Annotated in this window: 13 protein-coding genes, 2 tRNA genes and 1 pseudogene; 12 read left to right on the top strand and 4 right to left on the bottom strand. The window is 44.2% G+C overall.

Annotated features, from left to right (window positions below; all coding sequences use genetic code 11):
* Positions 1-204 precede the first annotated feature (204 nt).
* The 3 genes and pseudogenes from ACJJI5_RS15485 to ACJJI5_RS15475 all read left to right on the top strand — a co-directional run bounded on the left by ACJJI5_RS15485 (position 205) and on the right by ACJJI5_RS15475 (position 3,122).
* Positions 205-1,745, top strand: a pseudogene (locus ACJJI5_RS15485) (transposase).
* Between the two features lie 176 nt (positions 1,746-1,921).
* Positions 1,922-2,569, top strand: coding sequence for a GIY-YIG nuclease family protein (locus ACJJI5_RS15480; RefSeq protein WP_444897733.1), 648 nt, complete (start codon positions 1,922-1,924; stop codon positions 2,567-2,569).
* Positions 2,570-2,870: 301 nt separating this feature from the next.
* Entirely contained in the window at positions 2,871-3,122 is a 252-nt protein-coding gene (locus ACJJI5_RS15475; RefSeq protein WP_444897732.1) for a hypothetical protein, read from the top strand.
* A 1,324-nt stretch (positions 3,123-4,446) separates the two neighbouring features.
* Here ACJJI5_RS15475 and ACJJI5_RS15470 read toward each other — a convergent pair.
* Both ACJJI5_RS15470 and ACJJI5_RS15465 read right to left on the bottom strand, forming a co-directional pair.
* Complete coding sequence (locus ACJJI5_RS15470; protein ID WP_445354543.1) at positions 4,447-4,677, bottom strand: hypothetical protein; 231 nt, start codon at positions 4,675-4,677, stop codon at positions 4,447-4,449.
* Between the two features lie 480 nt (positions 4,678-5,157).
* Entirely contained in the window at positions 5,158-5,436 is a 279-nt protein-coding gene (locus ACJJI5_RS15465) for a hypothetical protein (RefSeq protein WP_444897731.1), read from the bottom strand.
* Positions 5,437-6,245: 809 nt separating this feature from the next.
* Here ACJJI5_RS15465 and ACJJI5_RS15460 point away from each other — a divergent pair.
* On the top strand, positions 6,246-7,076 hold the full coding sequence (locus tag ACJJI5_RS15460; RefSeq protein WP_445354542.1) for a glycerophosphodiester phosphodiesterase family protein: 831 nt from the start codon (positions 6,246-6,248) through the stop codon (positions 7,074-7,076).
* Positions 7,077-7,503: 427 nt separating this feature from the next.
* Here the strand turns inward: ACJJI5_RS15460 and ACJJI5_RS22365 are convergent, their stop codons facing one another.
* Complete coding sequence (locus ACJJI5_RS22365) at positions 7,504-7,632, bottom strand: hypothetical protein (RefSeq protein ID WP_507019041.1); 129 nt, start codon at positions 7,630-7,632, stop codon at positions 7,504-7,506.
* A 900-nt stretch (positions 7,633-8,532) separates the two neighbouring features.
* Here ACJJI5_RS22365 and ACJJI5_RS15455 point away from each other — a divergent pair.
* On the top strand, positions 8,533-8,928 hold the full coding sequence (locus ACJJI5_RS15455) for a universal stress protein (protein ID WP_413662467.1): 396 nt from the start codon (positions 8,533-8,535) through the stop codon (positions 8,926-8,928).
* 114 nt (positions 8,929-9,042) lie between these two features.
* Here ACJJI5_RS15455 and nhaA read toward each other — a convergent pair whose 3' ends face one another.
* Entirely contained in the window at positions 9,043-10,473 is a 1,431-nt protein-coding gene (gene nhaA / locus ACJJI5_RS15450; protein WP_444914153.1) for a Na+/H+ antiporter NhaA, read from the bottom strand.
* A gap of 1,013 nt (positions 10,474-11,486) precedes the next feature.
* Here nhaA and cysC point away from each other — a divergent pair.
* The 7 genes from cysC to ACJJI5_RS15415 all read left to right on the top strand — a co-directional run bounded on the left by cysC (position 11,487) and on the right by ACJJI5_RS15415 (position 19,015).
* Positions 11,487-12,116 (top strand): adenylyl-sulfate kinase, encoded by a 630-nt coding sequence (cysC, locus tag ACJJI5_RS15445; protein ID WP_445354541.1) that lies wholly within the window; start codon positions 11,487-11,489, stop codon positions 12,114-12,116.
* 195 nt (positions 12,117-12,311) lie between these two features.
* Positions 12,312-14,678, top strand: coding sequence for a DUF6351 family protein (locus ACJJI5_RS15440; protein ID WP_445354540.1), 2,367 nt, complete (start codon positions 12,312-12,314; stop codon positions 14,676-14,678).
* Between the two features lie 100 nt (positions 14,679-14,778).
* Positions 14,779-14,854: transfer RNA gene (locus tag ACJJI5_RS15435), tRNA-Val, on the top strand.
* Positions 14,855-14,881: 27 nt separating this feature from the next.
* Positions 14,882-14,958, top strand: a tRNA-Asp gene (locus tag ACJJI5_RS15430).
* Between the two features lie 654 nt (positions 14,959-15,612).
* A complete protein-coding gene (locus ACJJI5_RS15425; RefSeq protein WP_444897727.1) occupies positions 15,613-16,620 on the top strand; it encodes a 1-aminocyclopropane-1-carboxylate deaminase/D-cysteine desulfhydrase in 1,008 nt (335 codons plus the stop codon).
* 195 nt (positions 16,621-16,815) lie between these two features.
* A complete protein-coding gene (locus ACJJI5_RS15420; protein ID WP_444897726.1) occupies positions 16,816-17,685 on the top strand; it encodes an NAD(+) kinase in 870 nt (289 codons plus the stop codon).
* Positions 17,686-17,710: 25 nt separating this feature from the next.
* Positions 17,711-19,015, top strand: a complete 1,305-nt coding sequence (locus tag ACJJI5_RS15415; RefSeq protein WP_444897725.1) for a nucleotide sugar dehydrogenase — start codon at positions 17,711-17,713, stop codon at positions 19,013-19,015.
* Positions 19,016-19,159 lie beyond the last annotated feature (144 nt).

Genomic DNA, 19,159 nt, shown 5'->3' with positions numbered 1-19,159 from the left:
CTCCTACAGGGGACTTTCACCCCATTAGTTCACGCCCATGCTGGGCGTACCAAGTACAAGCAGGTTGCTACGGGCCTTTGGCCCTTCGCGGGACAGCTTACGCTCCGCTCCGGACGCCCCTGTTGTAGTCGTTCAGACTGTAGAAAAACTCTTAAAAGGAAGCTTTTTTGTTAAAATGGAGGTCTTGATGTCGAGATTATCCATATGCCCAATTTCAAACGTTACGATTACAACCAAAATGCAATGGTCGTCATCAATTTCGAAGAACAACTACAACCTGAAACCTTTGAATTTACACTTCATCATTTGATTGATGATCATATAGACCTCTCTGTCTTCCATAAAAAATATCAAAAGGATAGCGGCGGGCGAACCGCCTATGATCCAGCTATCCTGCTGAAAATCATATTGTTTGCTTACTCAAAAGGCATTACCTCAAGCCGTGAAATTCAATGGCAATGTGAGAACAATATCCTCTTCAAAGCACTGTCATGCGATACCGTTCCGCATTTTACTAGTATTGCAAGTTTCGTAAGCAGTTATCCTGATGCGATTGAATCGGTGTTTGAGCAAGTGTTACTGGTCTGCGATCAGCAGGGGCTGCTTGGCAACGAACCTTTCGCAATAGATGGATGCAAGATGCCATCCAATGCTAGCAAAGAACATTCGGGGACTTTTAAAGAGCTAGAACAGAGGCAGGAAAAAATTCGCAAGAAGATCAAACATTGCCTCAAAGAGCACAAGAGGCTTGATGGCAGGAAACCTAAAGAAAAAGAGCTAAAGCGGCGGATACGCTGCAGAAACACTTTGATAAAATTGATCAGTTCTTAAAGAATCACTCCCCCAGGATGGGGCAAGGTAAAAACCCTAAAGAAGTAAAAAGTAATATCATGGACAATGAATCATCTAAGATGACTACCAGCAAGGGAACCATCCAGGGCTATAACGGTGTTGCCGCAGTTGATAGAAAGCATCAGATAGTTGTTGAAGCACAGGCCTTTGGAGAGGGCCAGGAACATCATACACTGAAACCTATTCTCGATGGCATCAATTGCCATTATCAGAATATAGGAATAGATGAAGACATCTTGGCCAAACAGGTCATCATTACTGCTGATACTGGATTCTCCAACGATGCTAACTACAACTACCTGCGAGAGAACGGCATCAATGCCTACATACCTGACAATAAATTCCGTTCACGTGATAAAGCTTTTACAAAGCAAAAAACCAAGTATGGCAAGCGCAATCAAAAAGATAGGGCTAATGTCCAAAAGACTATCCCGGCTAGTGAATTTACATTCAACAAGAAAAAGAAAACCTGTATCTGTTCAGCAGGAAAATCCATGCTCTTGTTAAAAGAAGAGCATGTCAGTGAAGGTAAGAAAAAACTATTGTTCGAAGGGCGCCTCACTGACTGCAGGAAATGCAGCCTTAAAAATCAGTGCATGCGAAACCCAGATTCTGCCGACTCTCGAAAAGGGCATGGAAGGCAAGTATCCCTAACTTGGACAAACGGACGGACAGCCACTGACTGGATGAAAAAGCGGGTTGATAGTATCGAAGGCAAGACCATTTATGGGCATCGAATGTCTGTTGTCGAGCCTGTGTTTGGGAACATTGGTACCAACAAGCGATTAAATCGCTTCTCGCTACGAGGAAAAAGTAAGGTTCAGGGACAATGGCAGATGTTCTGCTTGGTACATAACATTGAAAAGTTGATGAGATATGGCAGTATTCACTGATTGAGTGATGAATTAAGGGCGTCAAGACGCCAAAATTTAATACAATGAAAGAAATTTGGTGGTATAGCTAAATTTAGCCCGAAATTTTAATTAGAGGAGCCTGAGGAGTGACAGCTTTTTCTAAAACTGTTTTTCTACATCCTCGTTATGCGCCGTAAGAGTATATACGAGCAGTAATGAGCAAAATCTATATCTACGTACTCACAACAGAAACGTTTCCTGATAGGCAAGCGTACTTTGATGCATCTTCAGAGACTGAATATTTCTATGTAGGTAGAACGGAGAACCCTGAGCGTAGAAAAATGCAGCATGAAGGAGAAGCCAGAAGAGGATCTAGCTATCCATATCATGAAAAAATAAGAAATCTCAAGGAAGGATGGGATTTAGAAGTATTAGAGGTTGTTGATAAACAGTTAGCTTCTGATCATGAGGAGTACCACATGATAAGGTTTACTTGTGAAGGCCACTCATTGCTAAATATAAAACGTGGTGATCGAATAAAAAGGGCGTCAGTAGATATATTCGAGAGTTTCAAGCGAAGCGGCATAGAAAATTCAACCGACTACTTCAATGTAATATCTATTACCAGAGAGAATAGGATAAGTCTTCGCGGGTCCAGACAAATAATGAAGCGCCTAAAACACGTAAAGTATGATTCTGAGACAGAAACTCATCACTATGTCCTCGATGGAGTAGTATATATTGTCGAAAAATATGTATCGAAAAAAGAACTCATAGAATCACTATGTCCAAGTATTGATAAAAAATTGCAAGATCTTCTTAAAAGAGTAGAGTCGTTTCGAAAAGAACGTAAAGCAGACTAGGTATGAAATGCATGAAAAAGTGCGGCAGGCTGACGTCCTACTCTGTGCAGATTTTATGTGGTTGTTACGCTCCTATTTTTGCACAAAAACTTCACAGGGTACGCCGCAACAGCGAATGGCTTTCGGACTGCTGAAAAACTAATGTATGTATTTGTCCTCTCAAATATGATCGAATATCAACCATAAATGATGATTTTACGTGAATTCTGGTTTAGCTTTCACTGATGAGTGGGCTGCTTTTCACGTAGAAGCACAATACAAAAGAGGGATGAGCTTTTTTACCCCCTCGTTAGGTGCATTTATGTTAAAGGCAACTAAGGTGTTTTACGCTATTAGCTTCGCTCTGAGTTTGCTGGTTACGGTATTTTTCTCAGTTATTTGGTGGAAGTGGCATCAAATGCCATACAACGAAACCGGTAGATATTGGGATGGGTTCGTTGTTTGGCACGAACAAGCGGCGGGAGTCTATGCAGGTTGTGCGATAGTTTCATTGGTTGTTACTGTTGCTATGGCAATTATCTATCGTAAGGTAGGGCGCAGTGAAAATACCTAACTAACAAAGGTTGCGAAGGCAGCAAGGGTCGCAGCGCTGCTTTGGACGTTATCGCAAGCCCTTCTGAAGTTGGTAGCTACTCTCAATCACTCGGTGCATATGTCGGCGAAACTCCTGTGGCAATTTTGTATATAGTCGGGCTGTTAGCAATGGAAAGGGAACCTACGCAAAGTGGTATAGGTTCTCAATCTCACACACTTCCGCCAAAGTAACCCTTACTAGCTCACACCATAATGGCAGCAAGTCCGCAGGGATTCGTTGCAAATCCGTTTCCATTTTCGATATTTGAGATGACACAAGCCCCATGTCCAACGGATGACACACGGCTAATAGTGCAGCTGGTAAGGCGTGTGATTTCAGAATTGTTTCAGCAGGGGCATAAATTCCTGAAAGCCGTGGTAGGGCTGATAGAGCTTACCCTCGCTCGTTGGGGCAAGGCGATATATTTGCCGCTGGCCAGCGAATACGATCAGACGAGACCATGTAGGCCATCGATCAGATTAATCAGAAATTTGGACGAGTTACCTTGTCCTTGGCGCTTAAAGTATCAACAAGATGCGGTAATCGCATTGCTCTCTAGCTTATATAACTCAGCGGGATCAGTTGCCAGAGATTGCAGTCTAGGTTCTGTGTAAATATACAGTTTGTGAGTGTGGCAAAAATTGAGAGACTGAGTGATTCCGGGGTTTATGAGAGGTGCGAGCCGCCGTACCGATTACACATAGATGATTGTAATTATATGATTATTATAAGGTTATACATTTGATTGGGGCTCCTGAAGTCGCGGGTTCGATCCCCGTCGGCCACCCCAGATTCTTCCTTGTTTATTAAGGGCTTACAAACTTACCTATGCGAATTTTTTCGTTTCTGTTTCGGTGTGGCAATTTGGGCCTTAATCTATATTAAAGCTTTTTTTCTCGGTGTCCCGTTAAAAAGATTCAAATATTAGCTAGGTGGGTGTACTGGAGCCGATCATAGAGCTTTTGGGTACGGTGGTAGGCAGTGAAGAGTAGCAGATAGAATTTGCTGTCAAGAGAGAGGCTGGGAAGAAGCTCAACTGATCCTACTCCCTTTTGTCATACGATATGAAGACTTTTATGAGTAGCTTGGAAGCAAGCTGGTTATCCAACTTCAGAAAGAAATTTCTAATCTCTGTTCCTATACTACTTTCGCGCCAAGGCCTGAACTTGTGGCTCGGTGAGGGTGAGTCTCTTCTCCATCTTAGCTCCAAGCTTTTTAATCTCAGTTTGAAATCTTTTAGTCTGATCTTACCCAAATGCTTCGAACGCCACGAGGACACACAAGTGAACTGCGTTTACGCAGTTCACTGATGACTCGAATCTGCCGATGGGTAGGCTCCTAGAGGAGGGCATAAGTCAAAGCTGTTTTTTATGGCTGTGTCAATATGGTTCTTACGGTTGGATACCCATCGATTATTCTCAAGATGGGCGTCTACGTCGCGAATTGAAACGGTCTCAAAGGTGTCTCTCGATACATTCTGAATCATATCAGCTTTGGATATATTGCCCAGTTCTTTTACTGGATTGAGCTTCATATTTTTTGTTTGATAATGCGATTATTAGTATGGATCATCGGGCTTATCTTTGGTTTTAGGTCTAGGTTCTTGCAGCTAAACCGCTAAACACCTCCTTTTCATAGGGTGTTTCAGATTAAGATTGAGCTAGTTCATTTAAGTGGTTTTTTTATGGAATTTCCGTTTCGCAGAGATACACCTATGGCCTGCATAATTTGACTACTAGCGCTATAAATTTTTGTAGGTTGGGATACTCTTGTGTCGAAGCTACCCTTCAGAAGCATATAAGTAGCTTTAAGAACGGAGTAATTTCTTCTTTATACTTGCTGCTATTGGTAATTGATACCCGTAGGGTTGATAGTGCCCAGGCATTGTTGGAAAGTAAAAATCTCTTTATTTACTGAGTAGCCACATAGGTATCTGTTATTCGATAGTGCATAATATATATGCGAAGGTTTGCGAGCCTGCTTTACGCGGGCTCACAAGCTGGCTGAATACTATTTAACAAAACTCAGTTACAGCCTTCACCATTGATTTAGCAGATTGCTTTGGGTAATCATTGATTTTATTCTCAATCACATTTTCATCGATAATATTAAAAATTCTTGCCTTATCAGTTCTCTTGTCGAATATCTGTGCCCAGTGAGTAAATGGGTCAGTTTTAGCAATTTGTTCTATCTCTTTATAGGCGTCCTCCTCATTGTGAAATGATCGCTTGAAGTCCTTTATTCCACCCATAAGTAGGTTATAAGTACCGGTAAATAATGCGTATCTTTCCATGGGATTCTCCAAACTTATAAATCTGGGCTCCGAGTCGGTAGCCTTGGGTAGCTGCTGTCGGCTAAATACGCCGAAGCGCGGTTGGCTAATTTCTCGGCTAGAAGTATGTTTTATCTTTTATAAAACCTACATACTAACCATGCACTCTAATTTAACCCTTTTGTTTATGTATAGAAGCTTAACCAGTACATGCATTTGCATTTTGAGGAGAGTTTTTGTCGTGATCTGCAACATGTTTGCGCAAGAATAATAGGTCTAAATTGTTCTAGGCTTTATATTGTTCGATATATTTTTATTTTGCTTGCCTTAATAGATGAAGGGGGAGGATTTTCAGGTCCTCTCAACCGCTCTTAACCTTCCTGGCTTGATCTAAATGTTTTTTTTAGCTTAAAGGATAGAATTTCCAACTCAGAAGCTTGATCGACATGTCCTTAATTGATAATGGAGGCTTTGTTTAGTTAATGAATTTGGTGGCGATATTTTCTAGATTTGTGCATTAGTACTTAATATTTTAATGTACGATATTGCTTAAAATAGATGGGTGCATTTAGAGTGGGTTATCAATCAGGTTTAAGTACTTTAATGGTTGATTCTTTGGTTGGGTATACGTGAACAAAAAGAGCCTTGAAGGCTGTAAGAGTTACTTTTGTATCTCTTATATAGTTTAAATAGGTTGAATGAGTCAATTCGTGCTTTGTATGTGAGGGAAATAGTATGCTTAATACTATTTCTCTGTAGTATCTATTTTGGATTGGCTTTTGTTTGTGTCTGAGCAATAGTTCTTCTCTTAAAACATAGGAAACTTCTAAATGAACAACGCGCTCAAGATCGTTACTTGTCTGGTTTTATCAATGATGGCTTATAATAAGGTTTTGGCTATTGATATCCTTGCTCACAGAGGAGCTTCTGGTGAGTATCCTCAAAGCACCATTCTGGCTTTTGATATGGCATTGGAGCAGGGGGCTGATACTCTAGAGTTGGACATACATTTGTCAAAAGATCAGTTCATTATTATCAATCACGATGCAGATCTTAAAAAAAATGTAGGTGTCTCGGATAAAATAGAAGATTTGACTTTGGTAGAAATAAAAGCATTGGATGCTGGGCATGAGTTTACCCTAGATAATGGCGACAGTTACCCATTCCGAAACCAAGGGCTCGTCCTCTTAACATTAAATGAGCTATTTGAGAGCTACCCTAATGCCATATTTAATATTGAAATTAAACCAAATGATAAGGTCTTATCAGAAATACTGTGGCAAGTAATTGTTGACTACAGAATGGAGCGGCAAGTTACTGTGGCGAGCCAGCACAGTAAAGCCATGGGACATTTTCGTGATATCAGTGGGGGAGAGGTTAGAACAAGCGCAACAATCGGTGAACTTATAGAGGCCAGTCTAGCCTGGAGTTCGGGCTTTGGATGGGCTTTCAAGCCGGACTTTGAAGTTGCCCAACTGCCATACAGTATTACGACTAAGCCCTATGTTCACTTTTTTCAGAGTAAAGGCGTGGCCGTCGACCTCTGGACAGTTAACGATATAGATGACATTGAGCGCAGTATATCCCTAGGCGTAGATGGGATTATTGGTGATTTCCCTGGGCGAGTTTATCAACTACTTGAGAGTGCTGGGGAACGGTAATTTTTCTCGATGCGGGTCAGAATTGCCGAGTACAAAAATTTTCTTGTAAAAGAATAATGAAGTTAGTGTTAACTTGATAATTTCAGCCTTAAAAAGTCAGTGCTTTATTGGCTTTTTAAGGTTCTAGGAGACGGTGATATCGATCTTTAATGGGCAAAAGTAGTATACAAAGAGTTTGTGTTTAGCCTGGAGGCAAAAATCTACATACTTCATTGAGCCTTCCGAAGCTTCAGGTTCAATAATTAGAGAGGGTTGGGAAAGGCCTAGCTGCAATCTATTCTGGCTTACAGAAAAGAGCTGTTGGGTGGTGTGCTCTGGTACCTACAGGCCCCCACTTTCTGATACTTTCATTGCTAGTCGATAATTCGGTATTGGGTTTTCTATATGCAATCCGTAGGTGAGACTGTAATTGTTCCACCTTTAGAAGCTAGCGTTCCCTACGGGCTGCTGTGTCAATTCCTAGAGTTAGCCCACTGACGATAACATTGTTTCTAGCAGTAATATGGCTGGCTATTTTTTGGTCTAATTCCATTTTTGTCGTATCTATGGATCCAATTATTGCAATGCCAAGCTACTTAAGTAAGCCAATATTACTGCGCGCATAAACAGTTAAGAGGGGATTTGGGAGTGTCTTCTAGTCCATAGGGATATTTGTAATTACCTTGTTGAATCTTTGCTACTTCCATTCTGCAGACTAAAAGAACCCTTTTACTTTCTAGTATGTCAAATTAAGTCGGAGACAGTTTACAAAGAGTTATAGCCGTTACACATGAGGCTTTCATATCAGGTTTCTTTCGGCCTTTGAGTGATACGGCGCTTTGTAATGCAAATCCTGTTGGAGAAACAATTGGCTTCTGAAATGAAGCTTTGTTTGGGTGCAGGGCTGGGAATGTAATGTCATAGTTTCCTTAAGTTATACAATCAGCTCTAGGGGCGAGACTTGTTGAAAGCGATGAGTTGACAGTTTGAAAATAACAGAAAGCCCTGTAATTGATGTCTTCTGGTAATGGATTCTTTGTGAGATAGGTTTGTGCCAAAATAGAAGAGAGCTAGGGCTGTAAATGAGATGTTATTAGGTATACATTTTTCTGAAGTTGAAAGTTCTTCTATTGATATCATCTGCGTGGATAAAGGTGTCCATCGTATAGTAATAAATTTTTGCTTGCGACGCAGATGTGTCCTATCCGTTTGTTGCTTATATCTTCTCGGTCTTTAATTTTTTTAGAACTTGCAGGAAGTTTAGTCAAGAAAATGATAACTTCTGGCCTCCTATGGTTGTTTGAGAGTTGTGCCGTAATCGAGGCTTTAGTCCGTTCGGGTTGGATAGATGACAGGTGGTATTAGGTTGATTTTTTAATTTTTCCTCTTTGTGCTTCGAACTCTTTTCATTTAAGCTGTGGTGGAATCGGTGCTCGATAAATTCAGTTGTTATTAGCCAAATATACTGGAGGGGAATATGTACAATACTATCCTTTGCGCTATAGAAGCGTCTCAAGAAGGGAGGTATGTGTTGTCTAAAGCGGTAGAATTATCTAAGAAATTTGATAGCAAGCTAGTAGTTTTGAATGTACTCCCTTATAGCTTCCTGCCCAAGGATTATCAAAAAGAGCTGAAAGAGAGTGCAATTCCGAAGTTTGAGGAGATTACGGAAGACTTTGGGGTTAGCAAGAGAAATCGGGCCCTTAAAGTGGGAAAGCCTTATGAGGTTATCTGTAAGGAAGCTGAAAAAAGGAAGGTGGATCTGATAGTTCTGGGAACTCACTCCAAGAAAGGTTTGAGCTCCCTGATTGGTTCTACCGCTAATAGCATAGTGAACTATGCACATTGTGATGTAACTTTGGTTCGAATCTAAGTTATAGGGACATAGTCGACTCAAAGTTTGCCTTCTATTCGTTCATTATTCGTGATGACGCTTTTTGTAGGCCGGGCAACTGGAGTTTGCCCGGCCTACTTTGATTGTTGCTGTTTAATTGGAAGTAGCTTGGGCTGGGTAATCTGGCTCCTCGCCCTTGACTTCATTGTCTTCTGAGGCAGGAGCGTTACGCAGCACCAAAAAGCCAGCTGTCCCAGCGATAACCGATGCTAACAGAATGCCGGCCTTCGCCTGAATAAGCAGTTCATTTTGTGAGCTAAATGCTAGTTCGGCAATAAAAATGGACATGGTGAACCCAATACCTGCGAGCAATGCTACACCGACAATATGTTGGAAATTCGCCGCTTTGGGTAATTGGCCCCAGCCTAGCTTCCAACCTACCCAAGTGGCCCCTACAATCCCAAGCAACTTACCGACCACCAAGCCAAAGATTACTCCGAGAGTGACCGGGTTGAGTACCGCTTCGGAGCTGCTGAAGCTGTCGACCGGAATTCCCGCGTTAGCTAGTGCAAAGATAGGTATCACTACAAACCCGACCGGAATATGCAGGCGAGTCTCCATGCGTTGTAGCGGAGATTGGGCTAAGTTCACGCCATTACCCAAGCCCATTACGCGAGCTCGTAAATCGTCGTTAGCGATAATCTTGTCACCTGGGCGGAAGCAGCGGTCAAAGCTGCGAATGATATCTTTTACGAAGGTGCTAAATGCTACAGGATCGTATTTTGGCTTGGCAGGTAATGCCATAGCGGTAATGACACCAGCGAGAGTAGCGTGGACACCGGCTGAGTGAAGTCCGTACCACAATAGACCTCCAACAAAGACATAGGCTGCGGATCGGCGAATACCCGCAGCATTGAGTAGCCCGAGCACTACAACCAGGCCACCTGATGCGATGAGCGCTGTCATGTTTACTTGCTCTGTGTACCAGATGGCAATAACGAGAATTGCCCCTAAGTCATCTACGATCGCCAGTGCGACCAAAAAGGTCACTACTGCTCGTGGTACACGGTTGCCTAGTAGTGCAATACAGCCTACCGCAAAGGCAATGTCTGTTGCCATCGGGATACCCCAGCCTGGACCGCCTTCGGTACCTAAATTAAGGGAGCTGTATAGTAGGGCTGGCACTACCATGCCGCCGATAGCGGCCATCACAGGTAGTACTGCCTGACGGAGATCTGAGAGTTCTCCCACAAGAAACTCTCGTTTTAATTCCAAGCCGACTAGAAAGAAAAAGATGGCCATTAGGCCGTCATTGATCCAGTGATGTAGGGAAAGGGAAAATGTCCAGTCTCCTGCACCTACCGCAATAGGCATATGAAGTAGATGCTTGTAAGCCTCTTGTAGAGGAGAGTTAGCAACAATCAGAGCGATAAGCGCAGAGAGCATTAGCAATATACCACTGCTGCTTTGGCGATGAATAAATTCTTCAAAAGGAGTAACCAGGCGACCAAATGCCTCTTCTAGCGGGGCTTCAAAAATTTTTCCTTTGCGAATTTTAAATCTATTTAAAACCCCTTTACTCATCGTTGAGCATCCTCCTTTACTGGCTATAGACCCTAAGAAATATAGGGCTGTTTTTTCTCGATTCAGGCCCACAGATTACCATGGAACTTGTATTTTTAACTAGATTAAAGCGCGTCACTCGGTAGCCGGCCACAAATATGATGAATGAGAAAACCTGCGCAGTTGTCGGGGGTTTATTCGCGTCGTGTGAAAAATTTGAGGGTGTCGATGACTTGAAATTAAATGATGCTTTTTATCGGCAGGTGACAAGTTTAATCTCATACAATTTTATTGTATTCGGGTTGTAAGGAATAATAGTTTTTTGTGTTAACTGTAATAACCAATTGTCTATGGATTTGAATGGTCTACTTTAGTTTGCCTAGCTAGTCCAAAAGGGTAGTGATGCTCCTAAGTTTCTTTGCTTGAGGTTAAGGAGGGTAGCATTGCAAAGGAGCCTCCTTGCCAAGTTTTCCTACCTGTTTTTGGCTCCTCAACTAATGATGATTCAACGGCATATTGTTCATTGGAGCGAGTAAAAGGAGCTTACATCTCCGGTGAGAATTTATAGGTTTACAAAATATGTAGATGGGTATTGGTTGCGAGCGTTTGTGACTAGTGATACTTCTTGCTCCATTCTTTATTTCACTCAATAGCTAATAGAAGTACCTAGTTATAGATGGGTTAGTGTAACACTCTGATGTCTTACTCAGCCTTCGCGTAACGAAGGGATGGTAGTGGCAGAATGGTTTAAATGATGCTGCCTGCAGTAGTACCACTGGAGCAGATTCCAAGCAAAAAAGTCCTGTTTATAGCGTTATTTTGCCCATTCTGCCCCACTATTAGAACAATGCCACTTTGTTGCTTATGCACTCAAGACTTTGAATTGAATAGACACGTTATAACAGAGGGCTTTACGCTTACCGCCCAAATACTCGATAATTAGCGCCCATATCACAGGCAGGCATTGGCACAAAGTGCAATGAAATGCTTGATACCTGTGACACTAGGATTGTATTCAAGACTTGGAGTAATCAGTGACAGCTACAGTTGAGCAAAAAGCGACCAATGTCCATTGGCATGAGGGTGATGTGACCCGCGAAAACCGGGCGAGTATCCTCGGCCACAAAGGCGTGACTCTCTGGTTCACCGGCCTTTCGGGCTCTGGTAAGAGTACTGTGGCTGTTGCTGTAGAGAAGGCTCTCGCTGCTCGTGGCGTGCTCAGCTACCGTCTAGATGGCGATAACATTCGTTTGGGCATCAATTCAAACCTCGGTTTCTCTGCAGAGGACCGCCAGGAAAATATCCGACGTGTAGGCGAAATTTCCAAGTTGTTTGCGGATACTGGCGTGGTTGTCTTATCCAGTTTTATTAGTCCGTACCGTGAAGATCGCGATTTAGTAAGAAAGATGCATGAAGCAGGTGATCTTCCGTATATGGAAGTGTTCGTAGACTGCCCACTGAAAGAGGCTGAGGCACGCGACCCCAAAGGCTTGTATAAGAAAGCTCGCGCAGGTGAGATCAAAGGTTTTACTGGTATTGATGATCCCTATGAGGCACCTGTTTCAGCAGAATTGCACCTGAATACTGCTGAAATGACTCTTGAAGAGGAAGTAGAAGTGATTCTCTCCACCCTCCAGGAGAAAGGCATTATCGCTAAAGACTAGGCGGTACTGCTTTCGAAAAGGGGATCACTAGATCCCCTTTTTTTGTTTTTGTCCTAAAGATATTTGCGCTTCTGCGCACCGCTCTACAAGTCCTGCCTCTCTTTAAGTCTTCCTCGGCGCCAACTGCCAGTAGCCTGGGACATCCGTTCATATACTCAAGCTGTACAGAAAGTGATGTTTCCTGTGGAGGCGCTTATGTCCGTTAGGAGAGGCTGGATACTCTCTATTTTGCTCTTGGTGCTAGTGGGCCTGGGGGCAGCAGCTTGGTATGGGTATAACCAGCTGCCAAAAGTCCACGGGAGCGTAGATGCTCCGGTGTTGAAGGTTCCTGAAGGGGTGCTGGACTATCAACCTGCGCCAGCTTATTCCGGCCCTCACCCCCGAATGATGTCCCGCCCGCCTGAATATTTCCCATTTCCTATTGGCTTGGGAGAGGTGGGGCCTGTAGAGACGCTATTTAGTGGCCCAGTCAGGTACCCTCTTTATTGTGGGAAAAACAATATTACAAATAAGCAGCCCCTGGTCGACAATCAGGATGGGGAAGGGGTGCCCATCTTTGCTCTAAATGATAAGGGCAGGAAGACAAAAGAGGTTATTGGGTATAGCCGGGATTGCAGTCACGCTACAGAGGTTACCTATTTTTACCGTAGTACCACTGATAGCCAGTTTCACTATCTGCATGAGGCCAGAAATGATATCGATAAGGTGACGGTAAACGGGAAGCAGGTAGATTTTATTGTTCGTGTAGAGACAGGCACGATCAACCGTCACTTTTATGCAATAGCAGTATTAAGGGGAGAGGGTGAGTCTGCAGATAGGCCAAGTGGTAGTAACTGGAATAAGCGGCTGATCTATCAGTTCCGTGGTGGCGTAGGCATTGGAGGGCGCCAGGGAAAAATCAACAAAGGAGATATCACTACGCGGCGAATGGATGAGCTTGCGCGCGGTTATGCGATTGTCTATTCGACTGCCAATCAGACTAGAAACCACTACAACATGTGGCTGGCAGAAGACACTGCTCGTAGGGTGAAAAAGCAATTTGTTTCGTTATATGGGGAGCCAATGTACACCGTTGGTATTGGGGGGTCAGGCGGAGCGATCCAGCAGTATCTATTTGCGCAGAATGCACCGGGCCTCTTAGATGCCGCTATCCCCTTGTATTCCTACCCAGATATGGTGTCCCAAACGATCTATGCCTTCGACTGTGAGCCACTGGAGTACTTCTTTGACATTGTGGATAGGCAGAATCAGCGCTGGAAAAAAGCAGAGGAGCGCACGGTTATCCAGGGGTTAGCTGCCAGTGAGAATGGTTCAAGTAAATTTGGAGTGTTGAGCTTTTTTGCTGGGATTTTTGATAGTCGCTACCGAGATAGGATGCAGGGAACTACTGAATGCGTCGAAGGGTGGCGAGGCTTAGTACCGTTGGTTAATAACCCTAACTTTGTTCACTTTGCTAAGAGTTTCGCTGCTGAGGTTGTCCCAAAAGTGCATTGGACGCACTGGGAGGACCTTCGCAAGTTTTATGGTGCAAACGCATCAGGGTACGCAAATAGTTCTTGGGATAATGAGGGGGTGCAGTACGGCCTGAAAGCCCTGGTGAACGGCGAAATCAATATAGATACATTTTTACGAGTCAATGCTGCTGTAGGTGGCTGGAAAGCGCCAGAAGACCAGAGTCAAGAGCAGTTGTGGTTTATGAATGGGAATATGTTTCCGGTTCGCTTGTCCCTTTGGAGCGAGCAAAACCTCAATATGGGAACACTCCAAAAGCCGGCGAAGCGCAGCCGCGCAAGTCTAGAGGCTATTAATGGAATATATCGTTCCGGGCACGTTTTCCTGGGGGATGTAGAGATCCCCATTATTGATTTGCGGCACTACCTCGATAAAGAGCCTGATATGCACCACAGCTCTGCCTCTTTTTCTGCACGCGAGCGTATTCGGCGTGCCCGTGGACATGCGGAGAATCAACTGATTTGGATGAGTGACAAAGGCTACAACCCGCTGCATGAGGCGCTGGATTTAGTTGACCGTTGGATGCAGAGCATCATAGAAAACCCTGGTAAAGGTGTCGTGGAAAACCGCCCGGATGACGCCAATGATCGATGCTTTGACAAGGAAGGAAATTTGCTAGCGTCTGGAGACAAGGTCTGGAATGGCCCCTGGAATAGCCAGGCTCCCGGGAAGTGTATGAGGGTATACCCGATTCATAGTACATCAAGGCAAGTGGCGGGGGCACCGGTGACCGATGATGTCTTTAAGTGCGCTCTACAGCCGGTTGAGCGGGCGCTGGCGAAGGGGATCTACGGTCCATTCACTGAGGAAATTTCCAGTCGTGTGGCAGATCTAAAGAGAATATTTCCTACCGGTGTGTGTAATTACAACGAGCAAGACTTGGCCCGCCCAAAAGAGCAGCTGATACCGAGGGGGATCCCTGTAAAGATAGCTGGGCACCTGCTAGACCCAGACTATCGGCAGGGTAAGGTCTTGCAGGGGGCAAGTACTGAAGAGGCGGAAATAAGGGGGGTCCCTGTCTCATTACCAGACGAATCGGATGGAAATTAATCAGACATGATTATTTGGCGCGAAAATTGTTGACAGAAATCTACAGTCGGGTAATATTCGCCTCGCTCAAGGGGGCACGGCCCCTAAAATAAAGAGCACCGGGTGGTTAGCTCAGTTGGGAGAGCGACGGCCTTACAAGCCGTAGGTCACAGGTTCGACCCCTGTACCACCCACCAACTTCCATAGAGGAAGTTTTCTACCGAGGACCGGTAGTTCAGTTGGTTAGAATGCCGGCCTGTCACGCCGGAGGTCGCGGGTTCGAGTCCCGTCCGGTCCGCCAGATACGAAAAAGGCCCCCTCGAAAGAGGGGGCCTTTTTTTATGGCGGAAAAATAAGCCTGAGGGGGGCAGACTGGAGCTTTAGTTCATTTCGCCCAGTGTAAGATGGCTCGACAGATTTGATTTTCTATATGGCTAACTTGCCCTTACCGATTGGAAGTGTGCTAAGGATTCAATCTCAATTTTCTAATTTTAGGCTAGTGGATTTGAGCATTGGCAGGAATATTGTGGAACACTGTTTAGTCTTTCTCGCCTGAAAGAGGGTGAAGCCAGTAAAGGTTTTCCTTTTGCAGGGGCGCGATTTAAAAAGCCTTAGTGGCGCCTGTCAGTCGAATAAAGAAGGGTGCCAGTAGGGAAGCTTGCTTAATTAGAATAATTGATTTCGGCGATTAGTTTTGGTTTTCTGATAGCAGCTGGCTGATAATGATTTGCTTAATAAGTGCGATTTGCCTTGGCTAGATTAATGACTGGTAATTGTGGTGATGTAATTTTTGGTAAATGTAATACCGCTTATTAAGTGTCAGTTGCAGGCTTTGGGTTCGATGTTGTTTTATTAGGAGTCCTTCACCCCTTGCCTGAAATGATATGTAGAAGGGGCGTATCTTTCAGAGCAATGGTTTTTTGCTTTGATTTACAAAGCTCGACCGTATGAATTAATGGGTGAATCTCTGAGTATTTACCTGGTAAAGAGGGCTATACAAATTCGCTACTTAACTTGCCTCAATTTGAAAAGTATTCTCGATGCAGCACGGGCAATCCCTTATCAAAGAGTTGATAGTGATCAGTTCTCAGGGATTGAGCTATGGGTTCGTCGAGATGACCTTTTGGACCCTCTAATTTCAGGAAACAAGGCCTATAAGCTCCTATACAACCTAACGGAAGCGAGCGAGAGGGGCTTTGAGGTCCTGATTACTTGCGGTGGCGCTTGGTCAAATCATTTGCATGCCACCGCAGCAGCGGGGGCGCGGTTTGGATTTCGTACAGTTGGTGTCGTTCGTGGCCAACGACCGCCTGTGATGAGTGGCATGCTTCAGGATGCAGAGCGGTTAGGGATGCGATTAATCTTTATCTCTCGACAAGAGTACCGACTTCGCCATCATCCCGATTTTTTGGGGCTAATTGGGCTAGAGCCAAACTGCGGGCTCTACATCCCGGAAGGTGGGGCAAACTTTGCTGGAGCAAGGGGGGTGAGCCTGTTGGGTCAAATTATTGAAGAGACAGCCCCGATTAAATTCGACCAGCTCTGGGTCGCTTGTGGCACTGGGTTAACTTTGGGCGGGCTGAGTTCATCTATAGACAGTTTCCCGGTACATGGTGTTGAGGTATTAAAGGCCGGGGACGGCATTCGTAGAGAAGTGCGACATTGGCGGGCGGTGTTGTCGGGAGGCAATGCCTCTGATAATTCATGTATCACTATGAATAATATTCATTTGACCAATCAGTATCACTGTGGAGGCTATGGCAAGTACCCCGGTCGGCTGTTGGATTTTCATCAGTCTTTCGAGCGTCAGTCCGGTATCCCCTTGGATCCTATCTACACTGCAAAACTTTTATATGCTCTTTCTCAAGAGGTCCGCGCTGGCCGTATTTGCAGCGGATTTAAGGTTTTAGCTCTGCACTCTGGGGGACTGCAGGGTCGGCGCGGATTCCATTGTGCCGACTGAATTAAGGGTGTGGTCATTCGACGGTGCCCGACCTCTGACTTGTCATCCGTAATTCGACTCACGTACCAAGCTAAGGCATAATTGCCTGTCACATTTAGAGAAGCTATGACTATCGGACTTACCTGGTAGTGGTGGGTATCAAGTTGGCAAAGTGTTATTTGTAAGGCCTTGGTTCGGCCACCCAGAGGGGAAGCGGTGTCGGAATTTTTTAATATCGGCTTGATTGGCCGTATAGAGAGTGATAGCGCTGTACTATCACTCAAGCGTTTGAGCGAGTTTCTCGAGAGAGGAGGCTATGCGGTTGTACTGGAGAAGGAGACTTCAACTGCGGTCACAGCCAATAATGCTCGCGTATCTTCTAAAGAAAAGCTGGGAGAGCTCTGCGACTTAGTAATTGTAGTTGGTGGGGATGGTAGCCTGCTAGCTGCCGCTCGCGCCCTGGCTAAATTCAGCGTTCCCTTACTCGGAATTAACCGTGGACGGCTGGGTTTCCTCACTGATATTACCCCTGATGAGATTGAGCAAAAAGTTGGTGAGGTATTGTCTGGTAAGTATATGGCCGAAAGCCGTTTTCTACTTGATATGTCGGTGACCAGAGAGGGCAAGCCTATTGGCAAAGGATCCGCCCTGAATGATGTGGTGCTGCATCCGGGCGAGTTTATCCGCATGATCGAATTCAACCTTTTCATAGATGGTCAATTTGTTTATACCCAGCGCTCTGATGGATTGATTGTCTCTACACCTACAGGTTCTACCGCTTATGCCCTTTCTGGTGGAGGACCGATTATGCACCCCAAATTGGATGCTATCGTCTTAGTTCCTTTGAACCCACACACACTCAGTAGTCGTCCGATTGTTGTGGAAGGGAGCAGCGAATTCAAAATCATAGTGGGTGAACACAATACCACAAACCCCCATGTTACTTGCGATGGGCACGATCAGGTCATTACAAAGCCTGGAGATGTTGTACGTATTCATAAGAAACCGCATCGGTTGACACTGATCCACCCGATTGATCACAACTTTTACGAAACATGCCGTTCAAAGCTAGGTTGGCTGAACTGATGATTTCATTTCGGAGTTACTAGATATGTCTGAAGCTTTTATAAAAAAAATTAAGTCCAAAGAAACTATAGTTGGGATCGTGGGTCTCGGCTACGTCGGCTTACCACTTTCAATTCGTTTTGCTGAGGCTGGGTTCGTTACAGTCGGATTTGATATCGATGAATCAAAAGCAGAAGCAATCAATGTGGGAAAGTCCTATATAGAGCATATTCCATGCGAGCAAGTTCGTAATGCAAGCGAGAAGGGCTTAAGTGCGACTACTGATTTTTCAAAGATGCTGGAAGTCGATGCGTTGATTCTTTGTGTTCCCACTCCCCTTAATAGATATCGCGAGCCGGACCTCTCTTTTGTAACTGGAACGCTGGATAAAATGCTGCCTTATCTTCGTAAAGGGCAATTGGTATCGCTAGAGAGTACTACGTACCCTGGTACCACTGAAGAAGAAGTGGTGCCTCGAGTAGAGAAAGCTGGACTGATTGCTGGTAAGGATGTGCATATTGTCTATTCGCCTGAAAGAGAGGATCCCGGCAATAAAAATTTTAGCACTCAGAATATTCCAAAAGTATGCGGTGGATATACAGCAGCGTGCCTGAATGCCGGAGTCGCACTTTATAATGAGGTCATAGATAAAGTAGTTCCTGTTAGCTCGGTGGGAGCTGCTGAAATGACAAAGCTGCTTGAAAATATTCATAGGGCGGTAAATATAGGCTTGGTTAATGAGATGAAAATTGTTGCTGATGCCATGGGAATTGATATCCACGAAGTGATTCGAGCTGCCGCAACAAAGCCATTTGGATTCACTCCGTACTATCCTGGTCCGGGTCTAGGGGGACATTGCATCCCTATTGACCCATTTTACCTAACCTGGAAAGCAAGGGAGTATGGCCTACATACTCGTTTTATTGAGTTGGCTGGTGAAATTAATACTATGATGCCAGAATGGGTCGTAAATAAGGTAGTCGCCTCTTTAAATAGTGTAAAAAAGTCAGTAAATGGCAGTAAAATTCTGATTCTAGGTATTGCCTATAAGAAAAACGTAGATGACATGCGAGAATCACCATCTATGGAGCTCTTGCGAATGTTACTAGATTTGGGTGCGGACGTATCATATTCTGATCCGCATGTACCCTCAATTCCTAAAATGCGTAAGTATGATTTCTCAATGTCAAGCGTCAACCTTAATCAGGTTGATTTGCTAAATTATGATTTAGTCTTGCTAGCAACAGACCATGATGCGTTTGACTATGAATTACTCGCTGAAAAATCACAATTATTGGTTGATACAAGAGGTCGTTATACAAAGAAAATAGGTAATATAGTAAAGGCATAGTTATAATTAATTCGGGCTGTTAATAGATTTGGTGAGATTGATTGAGCTTAATAGTCCGAATATTCACGGTCTTGGATGTAAATTCCCAGCAACGCTCTTGTCAAGCGTGTTTATCATACGCATTGGCATTTATTTTGGTCCTGA

It is taken from the genome of Microbulbifer maximicatervae (SeqCode) (assembly GCF_052467955.1).
The sequence above is the reverse complement of the archived record's forward strand: the minus strand, read 5'-3'. Positions and strand labels throughout refer to the sequence as shown.